The organism is Sphingomonas canaveralia (assembly GCF_047238125.1).
GTDB lineage: Bacteria > Pseudomonadota > Alphaproteobacteria > Sphingomonadales > Sphingomonadaceae > JBDFMH01.
The window spans coordinates 38,597-63,357 of record NZ_JBDFMH010000001.1 but is presented as its reverse complement, the minus strand read 5'-3'; the positions used below and the strand labels follow the sequence as shown (position 1 = coordinate 63,357).

Annotated in this window: 20 protein-coding genes and 1 tRNA gene; 15 read left to right on the top strand and 6 right to left on the bottom strand. The window is 65.4% G+C overall.

Annotation, left to right across the window (positions count from 1 at the left end; genetic code table 11):
• Nucleotides 1-35 precede the first annotated feature (35 nt).
• Nucleotides 36-111, top strand: a tRNA-Lys gene (locus ABC347_RS00295).
• Between the two features lie 580 nt (nucleotides 112-691).
• On the opposite strand, the gene ABC347_RS00290 is transcribed toward ABC347_RS00295, so the two are convergent.
• Together ABC347_RS00290 and cysQ are read right to left on the bottom strand one after the other, a co-directional pair.
• The gene (locus ABC347_RS00290; protein WP_413243796.1) at nucleotides 692-1,291 is read right to left on the bottom strand and encodes a PEPxxWA-CTERM sorting domain-containing protein; all 600 of its coding nucleotides are present in this window, start codon (nucleotides 1,289-1,291) and stop codon (nucleotides 692-694) included.
• Nucleotides 1,292-1,503: 212 nt separating this feature from the next.
• Nucleotides 1,504-2,319 carry a 3'(2'),5'-bisphosphate nucleotidase CysQ gene (cysQ, locus tag ABC347_RS00285; RefSeq protein ID WP_413243795.1) on the bottom strand — a complete coding sequence of 272 codons (816 nt, stop codon included), beginning with the start codon at nucleotides 2,317-2,319 and terminating at the stop codon, nucleotides 1,504-1,506.
• Nucleotides 2,320-2,545: 226 nt separating this feature from the next.
• On the opposite strand from cysQ, the gene ABC347_RS00280 reads away from it, so the two are divergent.
• Nucleotides 2,546-3,517, top strand: coding sequence for a TylF/MycF/NovP-related O-methyltransferase (locus tag ABC347_RS00280; protein ID WP_413243794.1), 972 nt, complete (start codon nucleotides 2,546-2,548; stop codon nucleotides 3,515-3,517).
• Between the two features lie 15 nt (nucleotides 3,518-3,532).
• Here the strand turns inward: ABC347_RS00280 and rfbH are convergent, their stop codons facing one another.
• From rfbH to ABC347_RS00260, 4 genes are read right to left on the bottom strand one after another with little or no spacing between them, the layout of a single operon-like run.
• The gene (gene rfbH, locus ABC347_RS00275; protein WP_413243793.1) at nucleotides 3,533-4,846 is read right to left on the bottom strand and encodes a lipopolysaccharide biosynthesis protein RfbH; all 1,314 of its coding nucleotides are present in this window, start codon (nucleotides 4,844-4,846) and stop codon (nucleotides 3,533-3,535) included.
• Nucleotides 4,847-4,854: 8 nt separating this feature from the next.
• A complete protein-coding gene (gene rfbG / locus ABC347_RS00270; protein ID WP_413246967.1) occupies nucleotides 4,855-5,946 on the bottom strand; it encodes a CDP-glucose 4,6-dehydratase in 1,092 nt (363 codons plus the stop codon).
• Nucleotides 5,940-6,710 carry a glucose-1-phosphate cytidylyltransferase gene (gene rfbF, locus ABC347_RS00265; RefSeq protein ID WP_413243792.1) on the bottom strand — a complete coding sequence of 257 codons (771 nt, stop codon included), beginning with the start codon at nucleotides 6,708-6,710 and terminating at the stop codon, nucleotides 5,940-5,942. Before rfbF ends, rfbG begins: the two co-directional genes overlap by 7 nt.
• Nucleotides 6,711-6,719: 9 nt before the next feature.
• On the bottom strand, nucleotides 6,720-7,709 hold the full coding sequence (locus ABC347_RS00260) for an FAD-binding oxidoreductase (RefSeq protein WP_413243791.1): 990 nt from the start codon (nucleotides 7,707-7,709) through the stop codon (nucleotides 6,720-6,722).
• A gap of 625 nt (nucleotides 7,710-8,334) precedes the next feature.
• On the opposite strand from ABC347_RS00260, the gene ABC347_RS00255 reads away from it, so the two are divergent.
• The 13 genes from ABC347_RS00255 (at nucleotide 8,335) to ABC347_RS00195 (ending at nucleotide 24,694) form a co-directional block, all read left to right on the top strand.
• Nucleotides 8,335-9,138, top strand: a complete 804-nt coding sequence (locus ABC347_RS00255) for an aldolase/citrate lyase family protein (RefSeq protein ID WP_413243790.1) — start codon at nucleotides 8,335-8,337, stop codon at nucleotides 9,136-9,138.
• A gap of 4 nt (nucleotides 9,139-9,142) precedes the next feature.
• Nucleotides 9,143-10,996 (top strand): thiamine pyrophosphate-binding protein, encoded by a 1,854-nt coding sequence (locus ABC347_RS00250; protein WP_413243789.1) that lies wholly within the window; start codon nucleotides 9,143-9,145, stop codon nucleotides 10,994-10,996.
• Nucleotides 10,993-11,649 (top strand): HAD family hydrolase, encoded by a 657-nt coding sequence (locus tag ABC347_RS00245; protein WP_413243788.1) that lies wholly within the window; start codon nucleotides 10,993-10,995, stop codon nucleotides 11,647-11,649. The genes ABC347_RS00250 and ABC347_RS00245 overlap by 4 nt, the downstream gene beginning before the upstream one ends.
• Nucleotides 11,642-12,640 carry an NAD-dependent epimerase/dehydratase family protein gene (locus ABC347_RS00240; protein ID WP_413243787.1) on the top strand — a complete coding sequence of 333 codons (999 nt, stop codon included), beginning with the start codon at nucleotides 11,642-11,644 and terminating at the stop codon, nucleotides 12,638-12,640. The genes ABC347_RS00245 and ABC347_RS00240 overlap by 8 nt, the downstream gene beginning before the upstream one ends.
• 115 nt (nucleotides 12,641-12,755) lie before the next feature.
• Nucleotides 12,756-14,690, top strand: a complete 1,935-nt coding sequence (locus ABC347_RS00235) for an SLBB domain-containing protein (protein ID WP_413243786.1) — start codon at nucleotides 12,756-12,758, stop codon at nucleotides 14,688-14,690.
• Nucleotides 14,690-15,778 carry a GumC domain-containing protein gene (locus ABC347_RS00230; RefSeq protein WP_413243785.1) on the top strand — a complete coding sequence of 363 codons (1,089 nt, stop codon included), beginning with the start codon at nucleotides 14,690-14,692 and terminating at the stop codon, nucleotides 15,776-15,778. Before ABC347_RS00235 ends, ABC347_RS00230 begins: the two co-directional genes overlap by 1 nt.
• A complete protein-coding gene (locus ABC347_RS00225) occupies nucleotides 15,775-16,734 on the top strand; it encodes a glycosyltransferase family 2 protein (RefSeq protein WP_413243784.1) in 960 nt (319 codons plus the stop codon). The genes ABC347_RS00230 and ABC347_RS00225 overlap by 4 nt, the downstream gene beginning before the upstream one ends.
• Nucleotides 16,735-16,737: 3 nt before the next feature.
• On the top strand, nucleotides 16,738-17,121 hold the full coding sequence (locus tag ABC347_RS00220) for a GtrA family protein (protein ID WP_413243783.1): 384 nt from the start codon (nucleotides 16,738-16,740) through the stop codon (nucleotides 17,119-17,121).
• Complete coding sequence (locus ABC347_RS00215; RefSeq protein WP_413243782.1) at nucleotides 17,118-18,506, top strand: hypothetical protein; 1,389 nt, start codon at nucleotides 17,118-17,120, stop codon at nucleotides 18,504-18,506. The genes ABC347_RS00220 and ABC347_RS00215 overlap by 4 nt, the downstream gene beginning before the upstream one ends.
• Nucleotides 18,503-20,170, top strand: coding sequence for a hypothetical protein (locus tag ABC347_RS00210; protein ID WP_413243781.1), 1,668 nt, complete (start codon nucleotides 18,503-18,505; stop codon nucleotides 20,168-20,170). Before ABC347_RS00215 ends, ABC347_RS00210 begins: the two co-directional genes overlap by 4 nt.
• Nucleotides 20,170-21,831, top strand: coding sequence for an ArnT family glycosyltransferase (locus ABC347_RS00205; RefSeq protein ID WP_413243780.1), 1,662 nt, complete (start codon nucleotides 20,170-20,172; stop codon nucleotides 21,829-21,831). The genes ABC347_RS00210 and ABC347_RS00205 overlap by 1 nt, the downstream gene beginning before the upstream one ends.
• A 53-nt stretch (nucleotides 21,832-21,884) precedes the next feature.
• Entirely contained in the window at nucleotides 21,885-23,687 is a 1,803-nt protein-coding gene (locus tag ABC347_RS00200) for a copper resistance system multicopper oxidase (RefSeq protein ID WP_413246966.1), read from the top strand.
• Nucleotides 23,687-24,694 (top strand): copper resistance protein B, encoded by a 1,008-nt coding sequence (locus ABC347_RS00195; protein ID WP_413246965.1) that lies wholly within the window; start codon nucleotides 23,687-23,689, stop codon nucleotides 24,692-24,694. The genes ABC347_RS00200 and ABC347_RS00195 overlap by 1 nt, the downstream gene beginning before the upstream one ends.
• Nucleotides 24,695-24,761 lie beyond the last annotated feature (67 nt).

Below are 24,761 nucleotides of genomic sequence, written 5' to 3'. Positions count from 1 at the left end.
GCCTGACGGGGGAAGCCTTCTTCCGACAACGATGTGGACGCATAGCTCAGTTGGTAGAGCAGCTGACTCTTAATCAGCGGGTCCTAGGTTCGAGCCCTAGTGCGTCCACCAAGTTCCAATGCTCAAAAGCCGCTTGCGCCGCTAGGCGGCGCTTCGGCTCGTTGCTGGCATTTTCATGTTAGCGTTACGCAAGCCGGCTATCTTTCGCCGAGACGACGAGACAGCGAGCGCAGCTTAGCGGGTCGCGTCATTCTTTTGATGCGGCGTCCAAAACCATCGGTCGTGTCTCGCACGAAACCCCTAGTTCGGTGGCAGCGGATTGGACTTTCAATTTCTGCGGCCGCTCGCATTGCGCGCTGCGCAACCTCTCGCGTCATCCCACTTCCTCACTTGGAAGGTGATCCTGAGGCAACAGCCGCTCCATCGTCATCGGGCACCTCCAACGATTATCCGATGCAGTGTAGCGGGAGGTCAGGGTTCGGAGGGCGTGATCAGGCTCGTTCTTGGTCCGCGCATCCGCGGTCAGGACCAATTGGTCTAAAGTGGGCGGTGCTGCGCTCGCGCCTTGCACCAGCCATGGCCGAAGCAAGCGTCATCGCCGGCTAAAGCGCCAGCTTGTGGATCAAGTCCCCCCTCACCCGGCGTGAGCCGCCTGCAACGGTTGCCGCTGCAGGCGACCGAACGGGCGAGATCAGGCGTAGGTCATGCGGGTCACGCGACGACGCATAGCGCCGCCGACGATACCGAAGCCGCCGATCATGAGCGCCCAGGCAGCCGGCTCCGGCACAGCCGCGGTCGTCACGTCGAAGGTGAAGTTACCCGAATAATCGTGGCTATTGCCACCTGGAAAGGCAACGTTCGGGCTCACCGAATCCCCGAGCGTACGCGTGAACGAGAATTTGGTGAGCGCGTAGGTGGTATTGCCCACCGTCGCGGTCGTGCCGCCGATGAAATTATTGAGGGCTGGCGTGTATGTCCCCGAGATTGTTGCGCCGTCGGCGAACCCGAGTGTCACCGTGTAGATGGCATCGGAGTTAGCGGTCTCGCCCGGGCGGAAGCCCTCGCCGGCCAGCAGGAAGCGATTGGCGCCCTCGGTCGGCGTGACGTTCAGCGCTTCGTCATTCGGGTTCAGGAAGTCACCCAGACCAGGAGTCTGAACGAACAGCGTATAGTTTCCGGTGTCGCGCGTGGTCCAGATTGTGCCGCTCGGACCCGTCACGTCGGCGCTGATCAGGTTTGCGGCGTTTGCCCCGGCTGAAATGAAGAGCGACGTCGCCGTGATCGCCAGCAAAGCTTTGAATTTCATCGACTCGTTCCCCAATAACCTCGGAACAAGGCTAGCCCGATTGCGGGACGGAGCAAGCGCTGAGGTCTTTTTCAATCGAGACGACCGTACCAAATTGATACGAAAGCCTTAACAAACTTTGCTGTCAGTGCTGGGTTCAAGGCGCAGTGCGCGCCCCCTTCCTGCCCGTAGACTGAAGCGCAGCCCCGCATGGCACGTCAGTCCGGCTCCCGGTCCCTTTCCGCGAACGGATCGAAGCGGCCGGTCGCCACGAACCATGGGTTCGCGAAGTCGCTGTCGTCGGCCTGGTCGCGCTTGCCGTAGCGCAGCGCCGCGCCATCGAGCGTGCAGACCCGCCCGCCGGCCGCGCTCAGGATCGCATCACCAGCCGCAGTATCCCATTCCATCGTGCGGCTGAGACGGGGATAAAGATCGGCCTCGCCCGCCGCGACCTTGCAAAATTTGAGCGATGATCCCGCCGATACGAAGTCGCGCACCGGGAAGCGGCGGATATAGGCCTCGGTCTCTGGCGACAGGTGCGATCGCGATGCGATGACCGCGATCGCCTCGTCGCTGGCCTCGTCCAGCACCAGCGGCCGCCAGGCGCCCACCACGCCTTCCACAACCCGCGCTTGGCGCGCGCCCTGACCGGCCGCACCGGCATAGATCGCTCCGGTGGCCGGCGCATAGACCACCCCCATCACCGCGCGCCCATCCTCGATCAGCGCGATGTTGACGGTGAAATCGCCGCTGCCGTTCACGAACTCGCGCGTCCCGTCGAGTGGGTCGACCAGGAAGAAGCGTGGCCCCGTCGGCGGCGCATGCCCCGCTGCCACCGCCTCTTCGGCGATGACGGGGATCTCGGGCGCCACCCGCGCAAGCGCCGCCACGATCACTGCCTCGGCGCGCTCGTCGGCCAGTGTCACGGGGGATCCATCCTGCTTTGCGCGAACCTCCCCCGGCTCCAGCCCGGCATAGATCGGCAGGATTTCGGCCCCGCCCGCCACCGCCGCATCGATCAACGCATCGAGCATCCCGCGCCTCATCTCGCCAGCCAGGCCTGATGCCCGCAACCAAGTTATGGCCCGCAGGCGGCTTGATTGCGAGGAGCATGTCCTTTCCCGCGCGATAGCCAGGCGACGTTCCACGCCGTGACCAATCGCTGGATAACGCCGGTGCCGCCGATATTTGCATGTGCACCGCACAGCATGGCAGAAGGCCGCCGCGACGCTTCGCGTTCGCAAGCTGCAGGAGTTTACTTTGAAGCGTGTCATCGTTTTCGGTACCGGAAGCGCCGCCCTGGATTTTCTCAGCATGGTGCCCGACACCGTCGAGATCGTCGGCCTGATGGATAATGATGCTTCCAGGCATGGAACGACGGTCGCGGGCCACCAGGTGTTGTCGCCCGGAGACCTGCCGAAGCTCGACATCGATTATGTGGTGATCGCTGCGCGGGCGGTCGACGCGATCACGGCGGGATTGATCGAAAAGGGCGTGCCCGAAGCGAAGATCGTCGCTTTCTATCCCAGCTTCAGCGGCAAGCTGCATGCCGCCGCCAACCGCGATGTCGCGATCCTGACGGACGCGCTTGGGCTGTCGCTGCCGCCGATCGGGTTGGCGACCATGTACCTCGATCCGGTGGCGAGCGACGAATCGATCGAAGCACCCCAGCGCGATTTCGTGCGCGACCAGGCCTTCCGCCTGGCGGCGCGCCAGATCAATGATCATGGCATTCCCGGTGCGATCGCAGAGCTGGGCGTCTATCAGGGCGATCAGGCCAAGCTGCTCAACACGCTGTTCCCCGATCGCCCGCTGTTTCTCTTCGATACTTTCTCCGGCTTTTCGGAAAAGGATCTGGGGACGGAGGCCGGCCAGGGCCTATCCTCGGCTGCGGTCGGCGATTTCGCGAATACGAGCGTGTCGCTGGTGATGGGCAAGATGCCCAATCCGGACCGGATCGAGATCTGCCAGGGTTATTTCCCCGAAACCGCCGAGGGGATCGACCAGCGCTTCGCGTTCGTCAGCCTTGACGTCGATCTTTACGAGCCCACGCTGGCCGGGCTGAACTGGTTCTATGAACGTCTGAACCCGGGCGGATACATCTTCGTGCACGACTATAACAATCAGCGCTATCTCGGCGTGAAGAGCGCCGTCGACAGCTTCGTGCAGGCGACACGGGCGACCTGCGTGCCGCTGCCGGATTTCGCGGGATCGGTGATCGTCGCGAAATAAGGCAGCGGCTCCGGATCAGAAGTTCAGGCCGAAGAACTCCTCGAGCTTCTCACCGACATAATCGAAGTGCTCGGCCCCCAGGGCCGGGTACAGGCCCAGCCAGAAGGTGTCGTTCATCACCCGATCGGTACGCGTCAGATCGCCGACGACGCGGTAGTTCACATGCTCGAAATAGGGCTGGCGGGTCAGGTTGCCGGCGAACAGCAGGCGCGTGCCGATCTTGTTCTGATCCAGGAACCGGGTGATGTCGACGCGCTTGGCGTCGACGCCCTCGCGCAGCATCAGCGGGAAGCCGAACCAGGACGGATCGGAATTGGGCGTCGCTTCCGGCAGGATGAAGATTTCCTCCATCCCTTTCAGGCGTTCGGTCAGCAGGCCGAAGTTGCGCCGGCGCGCGGCGATGAAATCCTCTGCGCGGTCGAGCTGCGCCAGCCCGCAGGCGGCCTGCATGTCGGTGATCTTCAGATTGTAGCCGAGATGCGAATACACATATTTATGGTCGTAGCCGTACGGCAGCGATCCGTGCTGCTGGCTGAAGCGTACGCCGCAGGTATTGTCGCAGCCGGGCGCGCAATAGCAGTCGCGCCCCCAGTCGCGGATCGACTCGATGATCGGCCGCAGTTCGAGCGACTGGGTGAACACCGCCCCGCCCTCGCCCATCGTCAGATGGTGCGCCGGGTAGAAGGACAGCGTCGCCACATCGCCCCACAGGCCCACCTTCTTGCCATCATAGGTGGCGCCCAGCGCGTCGCAGCAATCCTCGACCAGCCACAGGTCGTGCGCGTCGCAGATCCGGCGCACCTCGGCCAGGTTGAACGGGTTGCCCAGCGTGTGGGCGATCATGATCGCGCCGGTCTTCTCGGTGATCGCCGCCTCGATCAGGCTGGCGTCGATATTGTAGGTCGGGATGTCGACATCGACGAAGACCGGCACCAGCCCATGCTGGATCGACGGGTTGACCGTGGTCGGGAAACCGGCCGCCACCGTGATCACCTCGTCGCCCGGCTTCAGCCGGCGATCGCCGAGCTTCGGGCTGGTCAGGCAGGACAGCGCCAGCAGGTTGGCGGACGAGCCCGAGGTCGTCGTCAGCACGAACGGCGCGCCGACCAGCTTGGCCAGCCCTGCTTCGAACTCGGTATTGAAGCGCCCGGTGGTCAGCCAGCCGTCCAGCGACGCCTCGACCATCAGTTCGATCTCGGGTGCGCCGATCACCTTGCCGGCAGGCGGGATCACGCTTTCGCCGGGTACGAACGGCTTGGGTGCGAACTGGGCTTCGGCATACTGGCCAACCAGCTTGCGGATTTCCTTGCGGAGGTCTTCAGCGTTCATCTTCGATCCTATGCGGCAATGTCGCGCCGGGCTGCAGAAAAGCGCCCGACTTCGTTGATGCAATGTTGGCGCATGTCTGCGCCGGCCAGCCAGGCGCGGTGCCATGCGACGATACTGTCCAGCGCCTCGGCGAGCGTCCACTGCGGCTGCCAGCCCAGGCCCGCCCGGGCCTTCGAGATGTCCAGCTTCAGGTAACGCGCCTCGTGCGGCTGCACGCTCCGGTCATGTTCCCACGACGCACCCTCGCCCCAGAGGGCGCAGAGCCGCTCGACGATCCACTGCACCGGGCGCGCATCGTCGTCGCGGGGTCCGAAGTTCCAGGCCTCGCTCGCCGCCTGCGGATCGTTCCACAGCGCCTGGGCCAGCACCAGATAGCCCGAAACCGGCTCCAGCACATGCTGCCACGGCCGGATCGCCAGCGGGTTGCGGATCAACACCGGTTGTCTTTCGGCGATGCTGCGCAGGATGTCCGGGATCAGCCGGTCGGCAGCCCAGTCCCCGCCGCCGATGACGTTGCCGGCCCGGCCGGATGCAATCGCCGCTGAGCCGGGCTCACTGAAGAAGGACCGCCGATAGGCGCTGGTCACCAGTTCTGCGCAACCCTTGGAATTGCTGTAAGGGTCATGGCCGCCCATCGCCTCGTCCTCGCGATAGCCCCAGGCCCATTCGCGATTCTCATAGCATTTGTCGGTCGTGACGATGCACGCGGCGCGCACCGATCCGGTCTTGCGCACCGCTTCGAGCAGATGGACGGTGCCCATCACGTTGGTGGCATAGGTGCCGACCGGATCGTCGTAGGACGCCCGCACCAGCGGCTGGGCCGCCATGTGGATCACGATTTCCGGGTCGGCTTCGATCACCGCACGCTCGAGCAAAGCCTGATCGCGGATGTCGCCGATGATGGAGGTCATGCCGTCGCCGACGCGAGCGACCTCGAACAGCGCGGGCGCGGTCGGGGGTGCCAGCGCGAAGCCGGTCACCTGGGCGCCCATCTGTTGCAGCCACAGCGCGGTCCAGCTGCCCTTGAACCCGGTATGACCGGTCAGGAAGATGCGCTTGCCGGCCCAGAAGGCGGGATCGACGACGCCGCGCGTCACCATATGCACCAGGGCGCCTTGCCGCTTTCCCAAAGGCTGTTCAGCAGCTGCTTCTCGCGCAGCGTATCCATCGGCTGCCAGAAGCCGTGATGTTCATAGGCCATCAGCTCGCCGTCCTCGGCCAGGCCGCGCAGCGGCTCCTGCTCCCACAGCGTCTCGTCGCCCGCGATATAGTCGAGCACCTTGGGTGAAAGTACGAAGAAGCCGCCGTTGATCATGCCGCCATCGCCCTGCGGCTTCTCCAGGAAATTCTCGACGCGACCGTCGGCGATCTGCAACGCGCCGAACCGGCCGGGAGGATAGGTCGCGGTCAGCGTTGCCGCCTTGCCGTGCGCCTTGTGGAACGCGATCGTCTGGGTGATGTCGATATCGCCGACGCCGTCGCCATAGGTGAAGAGGAAGAATTCCTCGTCCTTCACATGGTCGGCAACCCGCTTCAGCCGTCCGCCTGTCTGCGAATCGTCGCCGGTATCGACCAGCGTCACTGTCCACGGCTCGGCCCGCTTCTCGTGCACGATCATCCGGTTCTCGCGCATGTCGAACGTAACATCCGACATGTGCAGGAAGTAGTTCGCGAAATATTCCTTGATGATATAGCCTTTGTAGCCGCAGCAGATCACGAAATCGGTCACGCCGTGCGCGGCATAGATCTTCATGATGTGCCACAGGATCGGCCGGCCGCCGACCTCGATCATGGGCTTCGGGCGCAGGCTGGTTTCCTCGGCGAAACGCGTGCCGAGCCCACCTGCGAGAATCACTGCTTTCATGACTAAACCTCAGTTCGAACTGACGAATGCATCGGACAGGAAGCGCCGGGCCGGCAGGCCGCGTGCCACCATCGCATCCCGCGCCGATGCGATCATCGCGCTGGATCCGCACGCATAGACCACGGTGTCGTCCGGGTCGAAGCCCTGATGAAGCGCGGCATCCTGGACATAACCGCGCCGCCCCGCCCAGTCACCGCCTGTGCCGGACAGCAGGTGATGGAATCCGATATCCAGGCCGAGCGCGACGGGATCCCAGCAGAAGCTTTCGGCCTCGCGATTGCCCCAGAAGACAGAGATCCGGTGTCGGCCTGCCGCCGCCGGATCAGCTGCCAGTTCCTCCAGCAACGCCTTGACCGGTGCGATGCCGGTGCCGGTCGCCAGGAACAGGATGTTGGTCGGTCGCTCGTCACGCAGGAAGAAGGTGCCGAACGGCCCTTCGATGCGCAGCAGATCGCCCGGCGCGGCACGATCGAACCAATAGGCGCTCAGGATGCCGTCCGGATAGCGCTTGATGATCAGTTCGAGCAGCCCGTCGACACGCGGCGCATTGGCCAGCGAATAGCTGCGCCGGACGCCGTGTGCGATCACATCGACATATTGGCCGGGCAGGAACCGCAGCGGCGATGTTGGTGGCGTCTTGAGCACGACCGTGACGATGTCGGGTGCCGCCCGGTCGATCGACACGATCCGCGCCGGGATCGTCTTGATCGCGATGTCCACAAGCCTGTCCAGCGGCTCGATATCGAGCGCGACGTCATTGGCCGCCGCACGGCAGCAGGTCAGGATGATCCCGTTGGCGGCGTCTTCGGCCGACAGACCTTCGGCTTCCGGGCGCAACGCGATCGTCTCCCCGGCGGTGACGGGTGCCTTGCATACGCCGCATCGACCCGTGCGACAGCTATATTCCAGCACGATGCCCTGCGCGCGCGCAGCATCGAGAATCGATGTCGCCCCATCGGCTTCGAACCGACGGCCGTTGTTGAGCGTGACCAGGTGCATGCGCGGGCGCTGATAGTTATTTATCGGCCACAGTCCAGCGTAGCGAACATCATCGACGTCCGCGATGGGCTCCTTCCGCCACATGCGGTGCCCGTGAACAACAGAATTGCTGCGATGATCCGAAGCAAATCCGCGACAAAGCCGAAATGGAGGGAAAAATCGTTATCGCCGTTCCGATTTCGGCGTTTCTTCAGACACTTACCGCATCGTTCGCACAGTGTGGCCACGCGATCATACCTTGGCTGGATAACGATCAGGCCACCTTCTGGCGCCATTGACAGCGATGGCAAATTCCGCCCAAGGCTCGTGCAAATATGGATAATCGTGTCCGTTCGGTGACTGATCGTGCCCTGGAGAGATAGAGCTGACCATGATCTGCTGATCGGTTGCTGCTTCGCGGTGGATCGATCTCGGCGACCGGGCCGGCAATGGGTGCGCGTACGGAGGTGCAGTAGCTGCCGTTTGGCTGATAGGATATTATGGCCTGATTACAGGAGCGTGTCGCCGCTCCGACTGGACAGGAAGCGCCTGGGCCCGGCGCCCGCCCGCACGATGAGCCGCGGTTCGAGACACGCTCCTCGCGGGCGCCTGTTCCGGTTCCCGTTTGACCTCAGGAGATTTTGACGTGAATCAGCATGAAAAGAGGATGCTGGCGCTCCTCGAAGAGGGCAAGGCCAAGCATAAGATCCTCGCGGTCAAGGCCGAGTTCGAAGCCGAAGGCACCCGGGTCGACGAGTTGCTGCGCCTGCTCGAGATCGCACGCCGTGCCGGCGTAAAGGTCGCGATCAAGATCGGCGGCTGCGAGGCCGTGCGCGATCTGATCGAATGCCGCATCTACGGCGCGGACTATATCATCGCGCCGATGATCGAAACTCCCTACGCGCTAACGAAATATATCGCCGCCAAGGACAAGGTCTATCCGCGCGCGGAGCAGGACGAAGTCAGCTTCCTGTTCAACGTCGAAACCCGCCAGACCTTCGACCAGCTCGAAGCGCTGGCCGGCGTCGCCAAGGAAGGGCGGGTCGGCATGGTGTTTGGTCGCGTCGATTTCGCCGGCTCGATGGGCCGCACGCGCGATTTCGTGAATTCGGATGAGATGCGCGGCTATGTCGCCCGCGTCGCGGAAGTCTGCAAGGACGAGAATCTCGAACTCGTGGTCGGCGGCGGCGTCAGCCCGGATTCGATCCCACTGCTGGATCACGCGCTGGATCGCCGGCTGGACCGGTTCGAGACCCGCAAGGTAGTGTTCGATGCCAGCGTCGTCCGCGATCCGGTCTCGGCAAAGGCCGGCATGGAGCTCGCGATCGAATTCGAGCTGCTGTGGCTGAAGAACAAGCGCGACTATTATCAGGGCATCGCGTCCGAGGACGAGGCGCGGATCGCGATGATGGAAAAGCGCCAGCTGGGCGTGGTGAAGGCAGCGGCCTGATCCGATGAAGACTCGCGTCGCCGATCTGATTGCCCGCCTGCTCGTCGAGCATGGCGTAACCGACCTGTTCATGCTGACGGGCGGTGGCGCCATGCACCTGAACGACGCGCTCGGGCGTGCCGAAGGGCTGCGCAAGGTCTTCGTCCATCACGAACAGGCGGCATCGATTGCCGCGGAGAGCTATGCCCGGCTGTCGAACCGTCCGGCGGCCGTCAACGTCACGACCGGCCCGGGCGGCGTGAATGCGCTCAACGGCGTCTACGGCGCCTATGTCGATTCGATCCCGATGATCGTCATTTCGGGTCAGGTGAAGCGCGAGACATGCGCGTTCAACTATCCGTTGCCGCTGCGCCAGCTCGGCGATCAGGAAGTCGATATCGTCGGCATGGTGCGCGGCATCACCAAATATGCGGTGGTGCTCGACGATCCCAAGGATGCGCGCCGCGTCGTGGAAAAGGCGCTGTATCTGTGCCGCCGCGGTCGCCCGGGTCCGGTCTGGATCGATGTGCCGATCGACGTGCAGGCTGCGCCGGTGGTGTTCGACGAACTGGAGCCGTTCGATCCGGCAAGCTTGGATCATGACGGGGAGGCCGCCAACACCGCCGCAGAACTCGGCGCGCTGACCGATGCGGCGCTCGACGCCGAAGTCGCCGCGATGCTGGCCGAGCTCTGCGCCGCCGAGCGGCCGGTGGTGCTGGCCGGCGCCGGGGTGCGCCTGTCGGGCCAGCACGAGGCATTCCTGCGCTTCGTCGATCGGTTCGGCATTCCCGTCGTCACCGGCTGGAACGCGCATGATGCCATCCCGAACGACAATCCGCTCTATGTCGGCCGCCCCGGCAGCGTCGGCGATCGCGGCGGCAATTTCGCGGTCCAGACCGCGGATTATGTGCTGGTCCTCGGGTCGCGGCTGAACATCCGGCAGATCAGCTACAATTGGAAGAGTTTCGCGCGCAACGCGCGGGTCGCGATGGTCGATATCGATCGCAGCGAGCTCGACAAGCCTACCCTGTCGCTCCACCGCCCCATCCACGCCGATCTGCGCGATTTCTTCGTGGCAGTCGATCGCGCGCCTGCGCCGGCGACGGACAATGCCGAAGCGCGCACCGAATTCCTGAAGCGCAGCGTCGAGCGGTCGGCGCGTTATCCGGTGGTGCTGCCCGAATATCGCACCGCCGAAGGGCTCATCAATCCCTATGTGTTCGGCGAAGCCCTGTTCGCTGAGCTCGATGAAGGCGATATCGTCGTCAGCGGTGACGGCACCGCCTGCGTCACCATCTTCCAGACCGCGAACCTGAAGCCGGGCCAGCGCCTCTACACCAATTCGGGCTGCGCCTCGATGGGCTATGACCTGCCGGCCGCGATCGGCGCCTTCCATGCAGGTGGCGGGCGGCGGATCATCTGCCTGGCGGGCGATGGCAGCATCATGATGAACCTGCAGGAACTGCAGACGATTGTCGGCGGCAGGCTGCCGATCAAGATTTTCGTGCTGAACAATGACGGCTATCACTCGATCCGGCAGTCCCAGCAGAATCATTTCCCGGACAATATCGTAGGCTGCGGGCCGGACAGCGGGCTGAGCTTCCCGGATTTCACGCGGCTGGCCGGCGGCTTCGGCTTCCAGGCGGCGCGGGTGGACACGCATGCCGGGCTGCCTGCGGCGATCCGCGCGGCGCTCGCCGGTGATGGTCCGCAGCTATGCGAGGTCATGATCGACAAGCGCCAGGAATTCGCGCCCAAGCTCAGCTCGCGCAAGCTCGAGGATGGCACGATGGTCTCGCCGACGCTCGAGGATCTCTCGCCCTTCCTGCCGCGCGATGAACTGGCCGAAGCGATGGCACCATGCCCGGTGGCCGCTTGACCCAGCATATCATCTTCGATCTCGATGGCACTCTCGTCGATAGCTGCGCGGTCTGCGTCTCGATCCTGACCGACATGCTCGACGAACGGGGCAGCACCCACGTCATCGATCCGATCGGCGCGCGCAGCTATATGAGCCGCGGCGGCCTCGACATGGTGTCTGGCCTGCTGGGCTCCGCCTGCCGGGACCCGCATGCCGATCTCGCGGATTTCCGCGCGCGCTATCATCGCCGCCGCACGCCGAAGAAGAGCCTGTATCCCGGTGTCGCCAGGGGGCTGCGGCGCATGCAGGATAGCGGGTTCGTGCTGTCGATCTGCTCGAACAAGCCGCAGATACTGTGCGAGAAGGTGCTCGAGGATACCGGCCTTGCCGATCATTTCGCGCTGGTGGTTGGCGGCCAGGCCGGCCTGCGCCCCAAGCCAGCGCCGGATCTGCTCGATGCCGTGCTGACTGGCCTCGGCGCCGATTCCGATCAGTGCCTGTTCGTCGGGGACAGCGAGCTCGATCACAAGATCGCGGCGGATGCGGCGATCCCGTTCCATTTCCTGTCCTATGGCTATGCGGCCGATGGCTGGGTCGCGGGCGATTGCACCACGTCGCATGATTTCGAGAGCCTGACCGACCTGATCGTTGCGAACCGCGTCGATGCTTGACCAGGCGGTTGCCGCGGCCCTGGTTCGCAACGACCGACATATCGCGATCACCGGCGCCGGCGGCTGGATCGGCCGCGCGACACTCGATCTGCTGTGGACGGCGCTCGGCAATGCCTTCGACAGCCGCGTCACCTGCTATGGCTCGGCCGAGAGCGAAATCGATCTCGGCGATGGCCGAAACGTGCGGCAGCATGCGCTTGCCGATCTCGCCGCGCTCCAGGCTTCGAACATCTGGGTGCTGCACTTCGCGTTCCAGACCAAGGATCGCGCCGAGACGATGGGCGAGGCCGCGTATCGCGCCGCCAATCTGGCGATCCGCGATACGGTGCTCGATGCCCTCGACCGGATCGATGTCAGCGCGCTGTTCGTCGCCTCCTCCGGCGCGGCCACCAAGGCCGATGATCCGGCTGCCAGCCCGGCGATGCGCCTTTACGGATCCATGAAGCGCGACGACGAGGATGCGTTCGCGCGCTGGGCGCAGGCGCGCGGGCGACGTGCGGTCGTCGGCCGGATCTTCAACATCACCGGACCGTATATCAACAAGCATGATGCCTATGCGATCGCGAACTTCATTGCCGATGCGCTGGCGGGCCGCCCGATCATGGTGCGCGCGCCTCGCAATGTGGTTCGCGGCTATGTTGCAATCCGCGAATTGATGTCGCTGGTGTTCGCGCTGCTGGGCGACGCGCCGGATGGCGTCGTGCGGTTCGACAGTGGCGGCGACGCGCTCGAGCTTGGCGATGTCGCCCGGATCGTGGCCGACACGCTGGGCGGCGGCGCGGTCGTCCGTGCACCTATCACGGACCCTGTCGCCGATCTTTATATCGGCGATGGCTCGGGCTATGCCGCGCTGCGCGATCGGCATGCGATCCAGCCGGTCCCGCTTGACCGGCAGGTGCAAGAGACGGCGCCGTTCATCGCGACGCCGCGGGCGGTCTCGGCAGCGGTTGGTGGCTCGCCTGGCAGCCGGCGTGGAAACGAAGCGGCGTGACAATGACGCATTACTGGACGCCAAGGGACAATTGATTCGCATGATCTGTTCAGAACCCCCCGCCGCGGGAACCACCATGCTGCGGCGCGGCCGTCGTGCGGTTGCGTCTGTATCCATGCTGGCGATGATCCTCGGCGCGATGCCGCTGTCGGCGCAGAACGTGCCCTCTGGTTCGCCATTCGATCCGACGTCAAGCTTCGGCGGCCAGAACACGTCGCAGGGCGGCAATTATCAGAACCAGAACCAGAACCAGTCGCAGAACCAGAATCAGAACGGGGCGAACAGCCAGTCGAACATCTATGAGCCGATCCCGGTCAACGGTCCGTCCAGTACCGCTTCCGATCCGACCGGCACTGGCAACCTGAACAGCAACTTCGGCCCGCGGGTCGGCGAAAACGGATTGCTGGATCTGGAATCGCTGCGCCTGCGCCAACCGGCCAAGCCCGGGGAGTTCGAGACGTGGGTGCGCCAGGTCACCGGCCGCGATCTCAAGCGGTTCGGAGCCGATCTGCTGCTGCCCGGCGCCCGCGATTTCGCGACCCCGGCGACCTCGACGATCCCACCAGACTATGCGCTGAACATCGGCGATACCGTTTCGATCGCTCTCACGGGCTCGGTCGAGGGCAGTGTGGACGTTGAGATCGACCGCGACGGCAACATCTTCCTGCCGAATGTCGGCACGATCCCGCTGCTCGGCGTCCGCTATCGTGATCTGCGCGATCGCGTGGCAGCGGCGGTCGGCCGCAACTATCGCGGGTACGAAGTCTCGGTCTCGATCCAGCGCCTCCGCGGCGTCCGGGTCTATGTCACCGGCTTCGCAGTGCATCCGGGCGCCTATTCGGTGAACAGCCTGTCGACGCTCGTGAATGCGGTGCTTCAGGCCGGCGGGCCGGCGGCCGGCGGCAGCTTCCGGTCGATCAAGCTCTATCGCAACGGCAGCGAAGTCGCCGACTTCGATCTCTACGAACTGCTGCGCAGGGGCGATCGCTCGCGAGACCCGCTGCTGCAGAATGAGGATGTGCTGTTCATCCCGCCGGTCGGCCGGCAGGTCGCGGTCATCGGCAGCGTCAACGAGGAAGCGATCTACGAAACCAGGGCCGGCGAGAGCGTGGCGGACATGCTGTCGCTGGCAGGTGGCCCCACCAACGTCGCCGATGCGTCGCGCGTGGTGCTCTATCGACTCAGCGATCAGGATACGGTCGGCAGCCGCCAGATCGATCGGGTCGCGGCCGCCACGATCCCGGCCGAAGGCGGCGACATCGTCCAGATCCTGCCTCAGGGCACCCTCGCCCGTCCGCTCGAACGGCAACAGGCGATCGTCCGCATCGAAGGCGAGGTCAACAAGCCCGGCAATTACTACGTGCCGCCCAACACCCCGCTCGATCAGGTCATCCAGATGGCCGGCGGGCTCACGCAGCGCGCCTATGTTTACGGATCGCGTTTCTCGCGCGAGTCCGTTCGGGCGCAGCAGCGTCGCAGCTTCCTCGAAGCGATCGACCAGATGGAGCTCTCGCTGGCGGCCGCGCCGCTTAATGGCGATCGCCTGATCGATGCCGGCGAACGCCAGTCCCAGCTCGCGGCGGCGCGCGCCTTCCTCGATCAGCTGCGTCGCAAGGAGCCCGATGGCCGGCTGGTGATCGATATCGCCCCGGCCGATGCCGCGCTTCCCGCCGGGTTGCTGGTCGAGAACAACGATCGCATCGTGATCCCGCCCCGTGTCGATACCGTCGGCGTGTTCGGCGCCGTCTATCGGCCCGCATCCTTCCTGATCAGCGCCGGCAAGCGCAAGCGCACGCGTATCAAGGATTATCTGGAACAGGCCGGCGGCACGATTCGCGGCGGCGATCGCGGCAACATCTTCGTAGTCCGCGCCAACGGGTCGGTGCTGACCCGCCGGCGGGGCGCGCTCAACGCCTATGCGCTGCCCGGCGATACGGTGTTCGTGCCGGTGCGTACGCAATCCTCGTCGATCTTCGCCAAGATCCGCGACATTTCGCAGATCATCTTCCAGCTCGGCATCAGCGCCGCAGCGCTCGCGGCGATCAATTGATGAACCGCCCGCATTCGATCACCGGGACACTCGCGACGGCGCCGCTGTTCCGGCGCCCGTGGCTGCGCCGCGCGATCTTTGCCGGCCTCGTGCTCGTATTCGGCCTGCTTGCCCTGTTTCCGCGGGAATATCGTGCCGCCGTCAGCCTCACGCCGACCGATCCTGCCAGCCTGGGTCTCAGCAGTACGCTGGGGCAGTTCGGCGCGGTCGGCAACGTGTTCGGCAACCAGGCGGCGGTCGAGGTCAGCCTGAAGGTCGCACGTAGCGAATATGTGCGCTCGATCGTCTCGAAGCAGCTCGATCTCGAGCGGGTACTCGGCAAGTCGGCGATCGCCACGCATCGCTGGCTTGCCCGCGAGGTCGATGTCCGTGCCCTGCGGGGCGGCATCATCCAGTTCGACATCAAGCAGCGCGATCCCGAGTTCGCGCGCCGGATCGTTGCCGCCTACGCTCAGGCGGTACGCGAACAGCTCGCGATCATCGCGCGCCGGCAGACGATCCAGAAGCGCGACATCCTGGTCGAACTGGTGGGCAATGCCAGCGATCGGCTCGCGCAGGCGCAGACCGCGTACGACAATTTCCGGCTGCAGACGCGCTACAGCAGCCCGCAGGCCGCGATCTATGCGGCCGGCGATCGCATTCCCGAGCTGGAGGCGATCATCCGCTCGAAGGAAGTGCAGCTGAGCTCGATGCGCCAGTTCGCGACCGACGAGAATATTCGCGTCCGCCAAGTCCGCGCGGAGATCAGCTCGCTTCAGGAACAATTGTCGGAAGCGCGCTCGCTCTCGCCTTCGCAGCGCAGCTCGGTCGGCGGGGTGGTCCGGCAGTCGACTCAGGTCGATAAGCTGCGCCGCGAGCTCGATATCGCGCAGAGCCTCTACGACAATTACAAACGGTTCCTGCAGGGTACTTCGGTTGAGGATCTGACGTCGAGCGCCAACATCCGGGTGCTGGAGCCTTCGTTCGTCGATACTGCGCGCCAGTATAACACGCTGCCGGCGGCGCTGGCGCTGATCTTCCTGCTTCTCGGGATCGCCATCGAGATCTACGCGATCCGCCCGCCGCTCGAGTTCCGGGAACTGGCATGATCACCCCGCCGAACGGCGTCGAGCGTCCCGATCTCTCGGTCGTCATCCCCTGCTACAACGAACAGGAGAATGCGGCTGCGATCTGCGCGGCGGTGGTCGCCGAGATCGAGGCGCTTGGTCTGTCGTTCGAGATCATCTTCATCGACAATCATTCGTCCGACCGTACCGTCGAGATCATCCGCGGCCTGTGTGCCCGCGATCCGCGCGTGCGCCTGATCGTCAATACACGCAATTTCGGCCAGATGCGGTCGCCGACGCATGCGGTGTACCAGACCAGCGGCCGCGCGGTGATCGGCATGTGTGCCGATTTCCAGGATCCGCCGTCGCTGATTCCGGAATTCGTCGCTCGCTGGCGGGCGGGCGCCGACATCGTACTGGCGCTGCGCCAGACGGAAAGCCGCAACAGCATCGGGCTGCGGACGTTGCGGCGCCTCTCCTACTGGCTGGCCCGCAATTTCGGTGACTATCCGGTCCTCCCGGGTGCAACCGGCTTCGGGCTGTACGATGCACGCGTCGTGCGGGCCACGCGCATGCTCTCGGAGCCGGAACCGTTCTTCCGCGGCATGCTCATCGAAACCGGCTATCGGCTTGAGACGATCCCCTATGCCCGCCCGCCGCGGGCCGGCGGCCAATCGAAGAACAGCTTTGCCACCTTGTTCGATTTCGCCATGTCCGCGCTTGCGGGATCGTCCAAGCGGCTGTTGCGCCTGCCGATCTATATCGGTGCCGTCGGCGCGCTGTTGACGCTGCTGATGCTGCTTGGCGGGCTGCTGGCCTTCCTGTTCGATCGGCCCATCGCCGGCTGGCTGATCGCGGCCGTCGTGCAGGCTGAATTCGCGCTACTGTTTGGCTTCCTTGGCCTTTTGGGCGACAATATCCGCATCATTTCCGAACGCACCCGCGGCACGCCGCTCGTGGTCGAACATGAGCGTATCAATTTCCCGGTCGGCGATTGAGCGATGCCACTCTCGCGTGATCGCCTATCGGAACTCTGGCGATATTACCAAGCGGGCATCGTCAACACGGCGTTCGGGCTCGGCGCCTATTCGCTGTTTGTCTGGCTTGGTCTGGACATGTATCTGGCGCAGTTCATCGCGCACTGCCTGGGCGTCGCATTCAACTATCTGACGTATAGCCGGCACGTCTTTCGCGGTACGGGCCCCGCCAAGCTGCGCTTCCTGCTTTCCTATGCCGCCAACTATGTCGTCGGCGTGGCCGCGCTCGCGGCGGTCGCCCAGTTCGTCGCGTCACCCTATCTAGCCGGCTTCATCGCCGCCTTCATCGTGTCGGTCGCCAACTATTTCGCGCTCAAGCATTTCGTTTTCCTGAGCAGGCCAGCGTGACCGGCGCCGCCGGGGCCAGGCACCGAGGGTGGTGGCTCGAAATCGTGATGGGCCTTGCCGTCGCGGTCCTGCTCGGTCGCGTGCTGTGGTGGCTCTACGCCTATGGGCAACTACCGCAGCCCTTCTTCTATGAACCCAGCGACACGTTCATGGATTGGTTCAACACGGCCTATTGGGCGCGTGACAACGGCGCCTATGACAGCTGGCGCACCATCTATCCGCCACTGTCCTTCGTCATCATCCGCCTGCTCGGCAAGGACAGCTGCTATATTGGCACCGAAGGCCTGCCGTCGCGGGACTGCGACTGGGTCGGCCTCGTCGCGATCCACGCGATCTTCGCGCTGAATATCGTGCTTGTTGCCTTAGCCTATCGCAAGCTGGATCGCCGGACGGCATTACCGCGCGCATTCGCGCTTTCGACCGGTATGCCGATGATGTTCGCGCTGGAGCGCGGCAATATCCTGCTGCTCTGCTTCACCGCGATGCTGCTGGCGTTCGGCCCGCTGGTGAAGTCGGCACGGTTGCGCTGGGTCTTTCTGGCGATCGCGATCAACCTCAAAGTCTATCTGATCGCCACGCTCGCTGCGCAACTGCTCAAGCGCCGCTGGCTCTGGGTGGAAGGCGCGACGATCGCTACGGTGATCGTCTATCTGCTCAGCTACGGTCTCCTCGGAGCCGGCACGCCGGCCGAGATATTCGACAACATCACCAACTACTCGTCGGGCTTCATCGCATCGCAGGTGCTCGATATCTGGTACTCGGTCACCTATCAGCCGCTGATCTCGCTCCTCCAAGGCCAATCATTCCCGACGACTGCAGTCATCGGTTCACGGACCGTCGAGATCGGTCTCCTCGTCCTGCCGATCGTCGTGCGGATCGGCCAGGCGGCGGTGGTCGCGGCCTCGATCGCTACATGGCTGCGGCCCGAAGTCGTGCCCGCCCACCGCGTCGCTTTTTTCGGTACAGTGCTCGCACTGATCAGTTCCGAAGCCGGCGGCTACACCCAGGCGATGGTCATCCTGTTCGTCTTCATGGAACCCTGGCGCGGCATCGGGCGGCCGCTCGCGATCCTATGCTGCTATATCCTGTGCCTGCCGGCCGACATCGCGATCGGCTATATCCCGCCCATCATCCGGGACAGCTTCCTTGTCGGCCGTTCGGTCGAGGTGAATTTCAGCGTGGGCCTGGGCATGTTCGTGCGTCCGGGGCTGCTGATCCTCGTTGCGATCGCGTTGTCGGCGACCACGATCCGCGACGTGTGGGTCGATATCCGACAGCAGGGCTGGCGCGGCCGCTGGCGCTTTCGGCGAGACGTGCCGCTGCTGCCGGGGGTCCAGCGCCCCGTCGCCCACGCCACGGCGATGATATCGGAACGTCGGCCATGATCGATGCACGCGTGTCCCGCCGCGGTTTCCTGCCCGCATCGGCGGCGCTGATCGGCGCATCGGCGATCGCCATCCCGGGTGCTACCCAGGTCCTGGACAGCACTGTGCCCGCCCTCATCCTCCAGCCCGGCGTCCACCGGGTCGCGGCCAACACCACCATCAAGGGGGATGTACTGGTCCAGCCGGGGGCCGTAATCGAGATTGCGGCGGGGCGCACCTTGACGCTGCTGGGCGGGCTGGTCGCGCCGATCGCGCCGATCTTCGGCGGGGCCGGCACGGTCGATCTCAACCGCAGCCGCATCGTCTGTGCGCATCCCGAATGGTGGGGCGCCGCGCCCGGCGACGGCGCGCGCGACAGTCTCGCTGCGATGCAGGCCTGCCTGCGCGCGCATCCGGCGATGCAACTGCTGCCGGCGGACTATTACATCTCCGATACGCTGGTCGTCGATCGGCCGTTCGCGCGCGTCACGGGGGGCGGCTTTCGGGGTACGGAGCCGGGCAAGGGTACCCGCATCATCGTCACCAGCGGCCGGGCGGATGTGATGCGCGTCGGCCCCGCCAGCGCGCCACCGACCGTGAATGATTTCGCGCAGAACATTGCGGTTCACGGCGTCGCGCTCAGCCGTTCGGTTGCGGTCGATGCCGCCGCCGATCGGCTTCCCGCAGGACTGCGCGCGCAATATCTGCTGTTCGGTGAGTTTCGCCAGGTCAGCGCGTTCGAACATGCGATCGGCTTCGTGGCGCAGGGGCTGGTGCGCAGCAGCTTCGATGATTGCGTGGCCTTCCGCTCGATCCCTGGCCGCCAGGCGGGGCAGCCCTATCGCGGCTTTTATCTGGATGGATCGCGCGCGATCGGCCTGGCCGGCGGCAACGCATCGCTGTTCCTGCGCGGCTGCAACGCAACCATCGGCGGCGATCCGCGGGTGGCGGATGGGGTCGGCATGCTCATCGAAGGCGCGTTCGCCGATACGTTCGTCAGCCAGTTCGAGACCGCCGGGATCGCCACCGGCATCCGCATCGATGGCCGCACGGCAGAGATTGGCGGGCGTGCCCGGGTCGGCCATATCAACCTGCACATCGATCGGGCCGTCATCGATCAGTGCGGACTGGTCGGCATCGATATCCGCGACACATCGCCCACCTCGCTGATCGATCTGGCCGATCCCTATGTCGCCGCCGCCCCGCGGGCGGAAGCCGCGATCCGGCTGGATCGGATGCGCGGCGCCGCCACCATCACCGGCGGGCAGCTGGTCGGCGGCACCAATGCCGATGCCGGCGGGCAGGCGCTCGGGATCGCGGCCAGTGCCAGCCATGGCATCCAGGTTGGCGGGCTCAAGATCCTCGATCATCCGCGCCCGGCGATGCTGGTCCAGTGCTCGGGCTTCGCGCTGGACATGGTCGTCCACAACCCGGGATCGCGCCCCGGTGGCGCCGCCGTCGGCCTGCGCGATTGCGATCGCGGGTCGGCCCGCCTGCTCGTCAGCGGGGCCGATGGCGCTTTCGCGGGCGGCATCGTCTTGGCCGGACGCATGACCCGGCTGCGGATCGATGCGACCGGCGTTGATGCTGCCGCGGTCGGCGGCGCCGCGAACCGGGTGCGCCTGGCGGACGGGCCCATCCAGATTCCGTCGCGCACCGCCAATCTGGTCGTAGACGGCGTCTGATGGCGCGGCTCAGGATGGATCGGTGGGCGTGGCTGCTGCTCGCCATCATCGGGCTCGCGCTCTGCCTGCGGCTGGCCACGATCGGTTTCGGCCTGCCGGCGATGAACGATCCCGACGAATTGATGTTCGAGCTGGGGGCGCTGCGCATGCTGCGCGGTCCAACGCTGAACCCCGGCTGGTTCGGCCATCCCGCCACCACTACCATGTATGTGCTGGCGGTGGTCGATGCGCTCGTCTTCCTGTTCGCCTTTCTGACCGGGCAGACGGCATCGCCCACCCAGTTCGGCGGCATGGTCTATGCCGATCCCAGCTGGATCATCGTGCCCGGGCGCATCGTGATGGTGCTGTTCGCGCTCGGCACCATCTGGCTCACTCATGCGCTGGCGCGGCGCTTCTTTGGGCAGCGCGCGGCCCTGGTCGCGGCGCTGCTGCTCGCGCTCAACCCCGTCCACATCACCTGGTCGCAGATCATCCGGTCGGACATGATGGCGTGCCTGTTCATGCTGCTGTGCCTGCGGTCCGCAACCGCCATCGCCACCGAAGGCCGCTGGCGGGATTATATGCTGGCCGCCGTCTGGGTCGGCCTCGCGATCGCCACGAAATGGCCGTTCGCGCTGTCGGCGATCGCGATCGTCGCAGCGACGGCGGTGGCCGCTCGCGCCGGCGTACTGCCGCTGACGACGGCGATCCGGCGGCTGGTGGCGGCCGGTGCCGCCGCTATCGCCACACTCTGCCTGACATCGCCCTATCTGCTGATCGATTATCCAACCGTGATGAAGAATCTGCGTGGCGAGGGGCAGATCCATCATCTCGGTTCCACCGGCGGCAGCTTCGTGCAGAACCTGCTCTGGTATCTGGACGGCCCCTTCCTTGCGGGCTACGGCATTGCGGGGCTCGCGCTTATCGTGGTCGGCGCGCTTCAGCTGCACCGCAACCGCGTCGCGCTGGCGATCCTGGCGCCCGTCGCCCTCGCTTTCTTGTTGCTGTTCTGCGCGCAGCAGCTGGTCTGGGAACGTTGGGCGCTGCCGCTGATGCCGATCGGCGCGATCGTCGCGGCCTGGGGATTGATGCGCCTGCTTGCCTTCGCAAGGATGCTCGATCGCCCCGCGATCGCGCGCTTCGCGCCGCTGGTGCTGCTGCTTGCCGTCACGCTTCCGCTGGGCGCGCGCGTCTGGGCCGATGGGCGCGCGCGGATGAACGATACCCGCCAGCAGGCGTCCGCCTGGGCCTGGCGCCACATCCCTCCCGGCAGCCGCATCCTGATCGAGCACAATGCTTTCGACATGGTCGTGGACCGCTGGCACCTATGGTTCCCGATGGGCAATGCCGGCTGCGTCGATGTCGTCGCGCTGATCCATGGCAAGGCCAGCTATTCGGTGATCGAACAGGCCCGGGGCGCCCGCGCCAATGTCGATTTCGGCACGATGGCGGCGGATCGGCGCGCGGAATGCAGGCCGGATTTCGCGGTGCTCACCCAGTTCGATCGCTATCGCCTGGAACGCGATCGTTTTCCCGCGGAATTCCGTGCCTATATGTCGCTTGTCGCGCGGGGTTCGATCGCGGCCACTTTCGGCCCCGTTCCGGGCCGGATCGGCGGGCCGATCGTGCGGATCCTCGATCTGCGCCCCGGCGCCCGGCAGGCGCGACGTAATCGGCATTAGGATATCGGCGATGTGGGCGGCGGTTGATCGATCATCGGCAGGAAGCGGCAGCGATGATTGATCCGGTCGATCGCCGCAGCCTGCTGCGCAGGGCGGTAGCGCTGGGCGGCACGGCTGCGATCATGCCGCTGTTCCCCGCCTGGGCGCAGCCGATATCGGCCGGCATCCCGGCCGCACTTCCCACCGTCTCGGGCGACGAAATCCGTCTGCGGATCGCGCATCGGATGGTCACGATCGATGGCCACACCACCCACGGCATCGGCCTGAACGGCACCGTACCCGGCCCGCTGATCCGCCTGCGCGAAGGGCAGACTGCGCGGCTGCATGTGGAAAATGCGCTCGACGAAGACAGCTCGATCCACTGGCATGGGCTGCTGCTGCCGTTCCACATGGATGGCGTGCCTGGCGTCAGCTTCCCGGGCATCCGCCCGCGCTCCACCTTCACCTATGAATTCCCGGTGATCCAGTCCGGCACCTACTGGTATCACAGCCATTCAGGTCTGCAGGAACAGCTCGGCCATTACGGTCCGATCGTGATCGATTCTGCCGGCCCCGATCCGATCCTGTCGGACCGCGAACATGTGCTGGTTCTGTCCGATCACAGCCCGCTGCATCCCCACATCATCTTCAAGAAACTCAAGCAGATGGGCGGCTATTTCAATTATCAGAAGCAGACATTGGCGGGGCAGGCCGCCGGGCGCGATCAGCCTTCCGCCGAGCGGCTGGCCTGGGGCGCGATGCGGATGGATCCAACCGATGTCGCCGACGTCACCGGATCGACTTATACCTATCTCGTCAACGGCCATGGCCCACAGGACAACTGGACCGGCCTGTTCGCAGCCGGCGAACGCGTTCGCCTGCGCGTGATCAACGCATCGGCGATGACGACCTTCAATGTCCGCATCCCGGGCCTGAAGCTCACCGTGGTGCAGGCGGATGGCCTGCCGGTCCGCCCCGTCACCGTCGACGAATTCCAGATCGCGGTAGCCGAAACCTATGATCTGATCGTCGAGCCCGATGCCGCCCGCGCCTGGACGATCGTGGCCGAAAGCGTCGATCGGTCCGGCATGGCGCGCGCCACGCTGGCCGCGCGCGCCGGCATGGTCGCGCCGGTGCCGCCGCTCCGCCCCCGCCCGCTCGCCTCGATGAAGGATATGGGCATGGGCGGCATGGATCATGGCATGCATGGTGGCGCGATGGGCGGTACGGCAAAGCCCGTCGATCCAGACTGCCCGCCCGAACATGCCGCGATGGGCCATTGCGCGCCCGGCGGCGCGGGCGGCGGTGCGATGGCGATGGATCACTCCATGCGTGACATGGCGCTTGCCCCCACCGTGGCCGATACCCCCACCGTACAGACGATCTCGCCGATGCCGGTCGATCGCACGGGCGAGCCCGGCCAGGGCCTGGCCGATGCCGGCCACCGCGTGCTCGTCTATCGCGATCTCGCCGCGACCACGCGCAATCCCGATCCGCGCGCGCCGGATCGGTCGCTCACCATCCACCTCACCGGCAATATGGAACGCTATATGTGGGCGTTCGACGGGGTGAAGCTCAGCGAGGTGAAGGCCCCGATCCCGTTCGTGAAGGACGAACGGGTCCGCGTCACGCTGGTCAACGATACGATGATGGGCCACCCCATCCATCTCCACGGCCATTTCTTCGAACTGGTCACCGGGCACGGCGATCATGCACCGCGCAAGCATACCGTGAACGTCCAGCCCGGCGGCACCGTCACGTTCGACGTCACGACCGATGCGGTGGGCGATTGGGCGTTCCACTGCCACATGCTCTACCACATGCACGCCGGCATGATGCAGGTCGTCAGCGTCCGCCCGCGCGGGGGGGCGGCGTGATCGCCAGCCTCGCCGTCGCGCTGCTGGCCGCACAGGCCGATCCCGCCTGCGCCCCCGAACATGCGGCGATGGGCCACTGCACCCCCCGATCCGCTCCCAAGCCAGCGCCGAGGCCAGCCGCTGCCCCTGTCGAACCGAAGGCATCGCCGGCGGCGGCCGATCCCGCGTGCCCGCCGGAACATGCCGCGATGGGCCATTGCCAGCCGGCACCGTCCGCGCGCTCGCCCGCCTTGCCGGCGGTACCGGCCAGCGGCACCGCGCTGCCCGCCGGCAACGCCGCTGCCCCGGCCCCGCCCCAGGCGAACTACGCCGATCGCATCTGGGGGGCGGATGCGATGCGCGCCTCGCGGGCGGACCTGCGCCACCACCATGGCGGCGGCAGCTTTTCTATGATCAGCTTCAACCTTGCCGAATATCAGCTGCGCGAAGGCCGCGACGGCTTCCGCTGGGATGGCGAAGGCTGGTTCGGCAGCGATCTGGATCGGCTGACGATCAAGACCGAAGGGGATGCCACCCGCGGCCGCGGGATCGACGAGGCCGAGATCCAGGCGCTCTACAGCCGCGCGATCGGCCCCTATTTCAACCTCCAGGCCGGCGTCCGCCAGGATTTCGGCCCCGGCCCGTCCCCCACCCACGCCTCGATCGGATTCGAAGGGCTTGCTCCCTACTGGTTCGATGTCGAAGGCACGCTCTTCCTGTCCGATGCGGGTGATGTCACCGCGCGGCTGGAAGCCACCTATGATCAGCGCATCACCCAGCGGCTGATCCTGCAGCCCCGTGCCGAACTGAACTTCGCTGCGCAGGACATTCCCGCCACTGCCACCGGCGCGGGCCTGTCGACAGCCGAGCTTGGCCTGCGCCTGCGTTATGAATTCGCGCGCGAGTTCGCGCCCTATGTCGGCATCAGCCATGACCGCAGCGTCGGCCAGACTGCGCGCTACGCCCGCGCCGAAGGCGATGATCCGGTCACCACCAGCCTGGTGCTCGGCATCCGCTTCTGGTTTTGAACCACAGATCCTCTCCCGCAGGGGGAGGGGGACCATGCGCAGCATGGTGGAGGGGTAGCCCGACGCA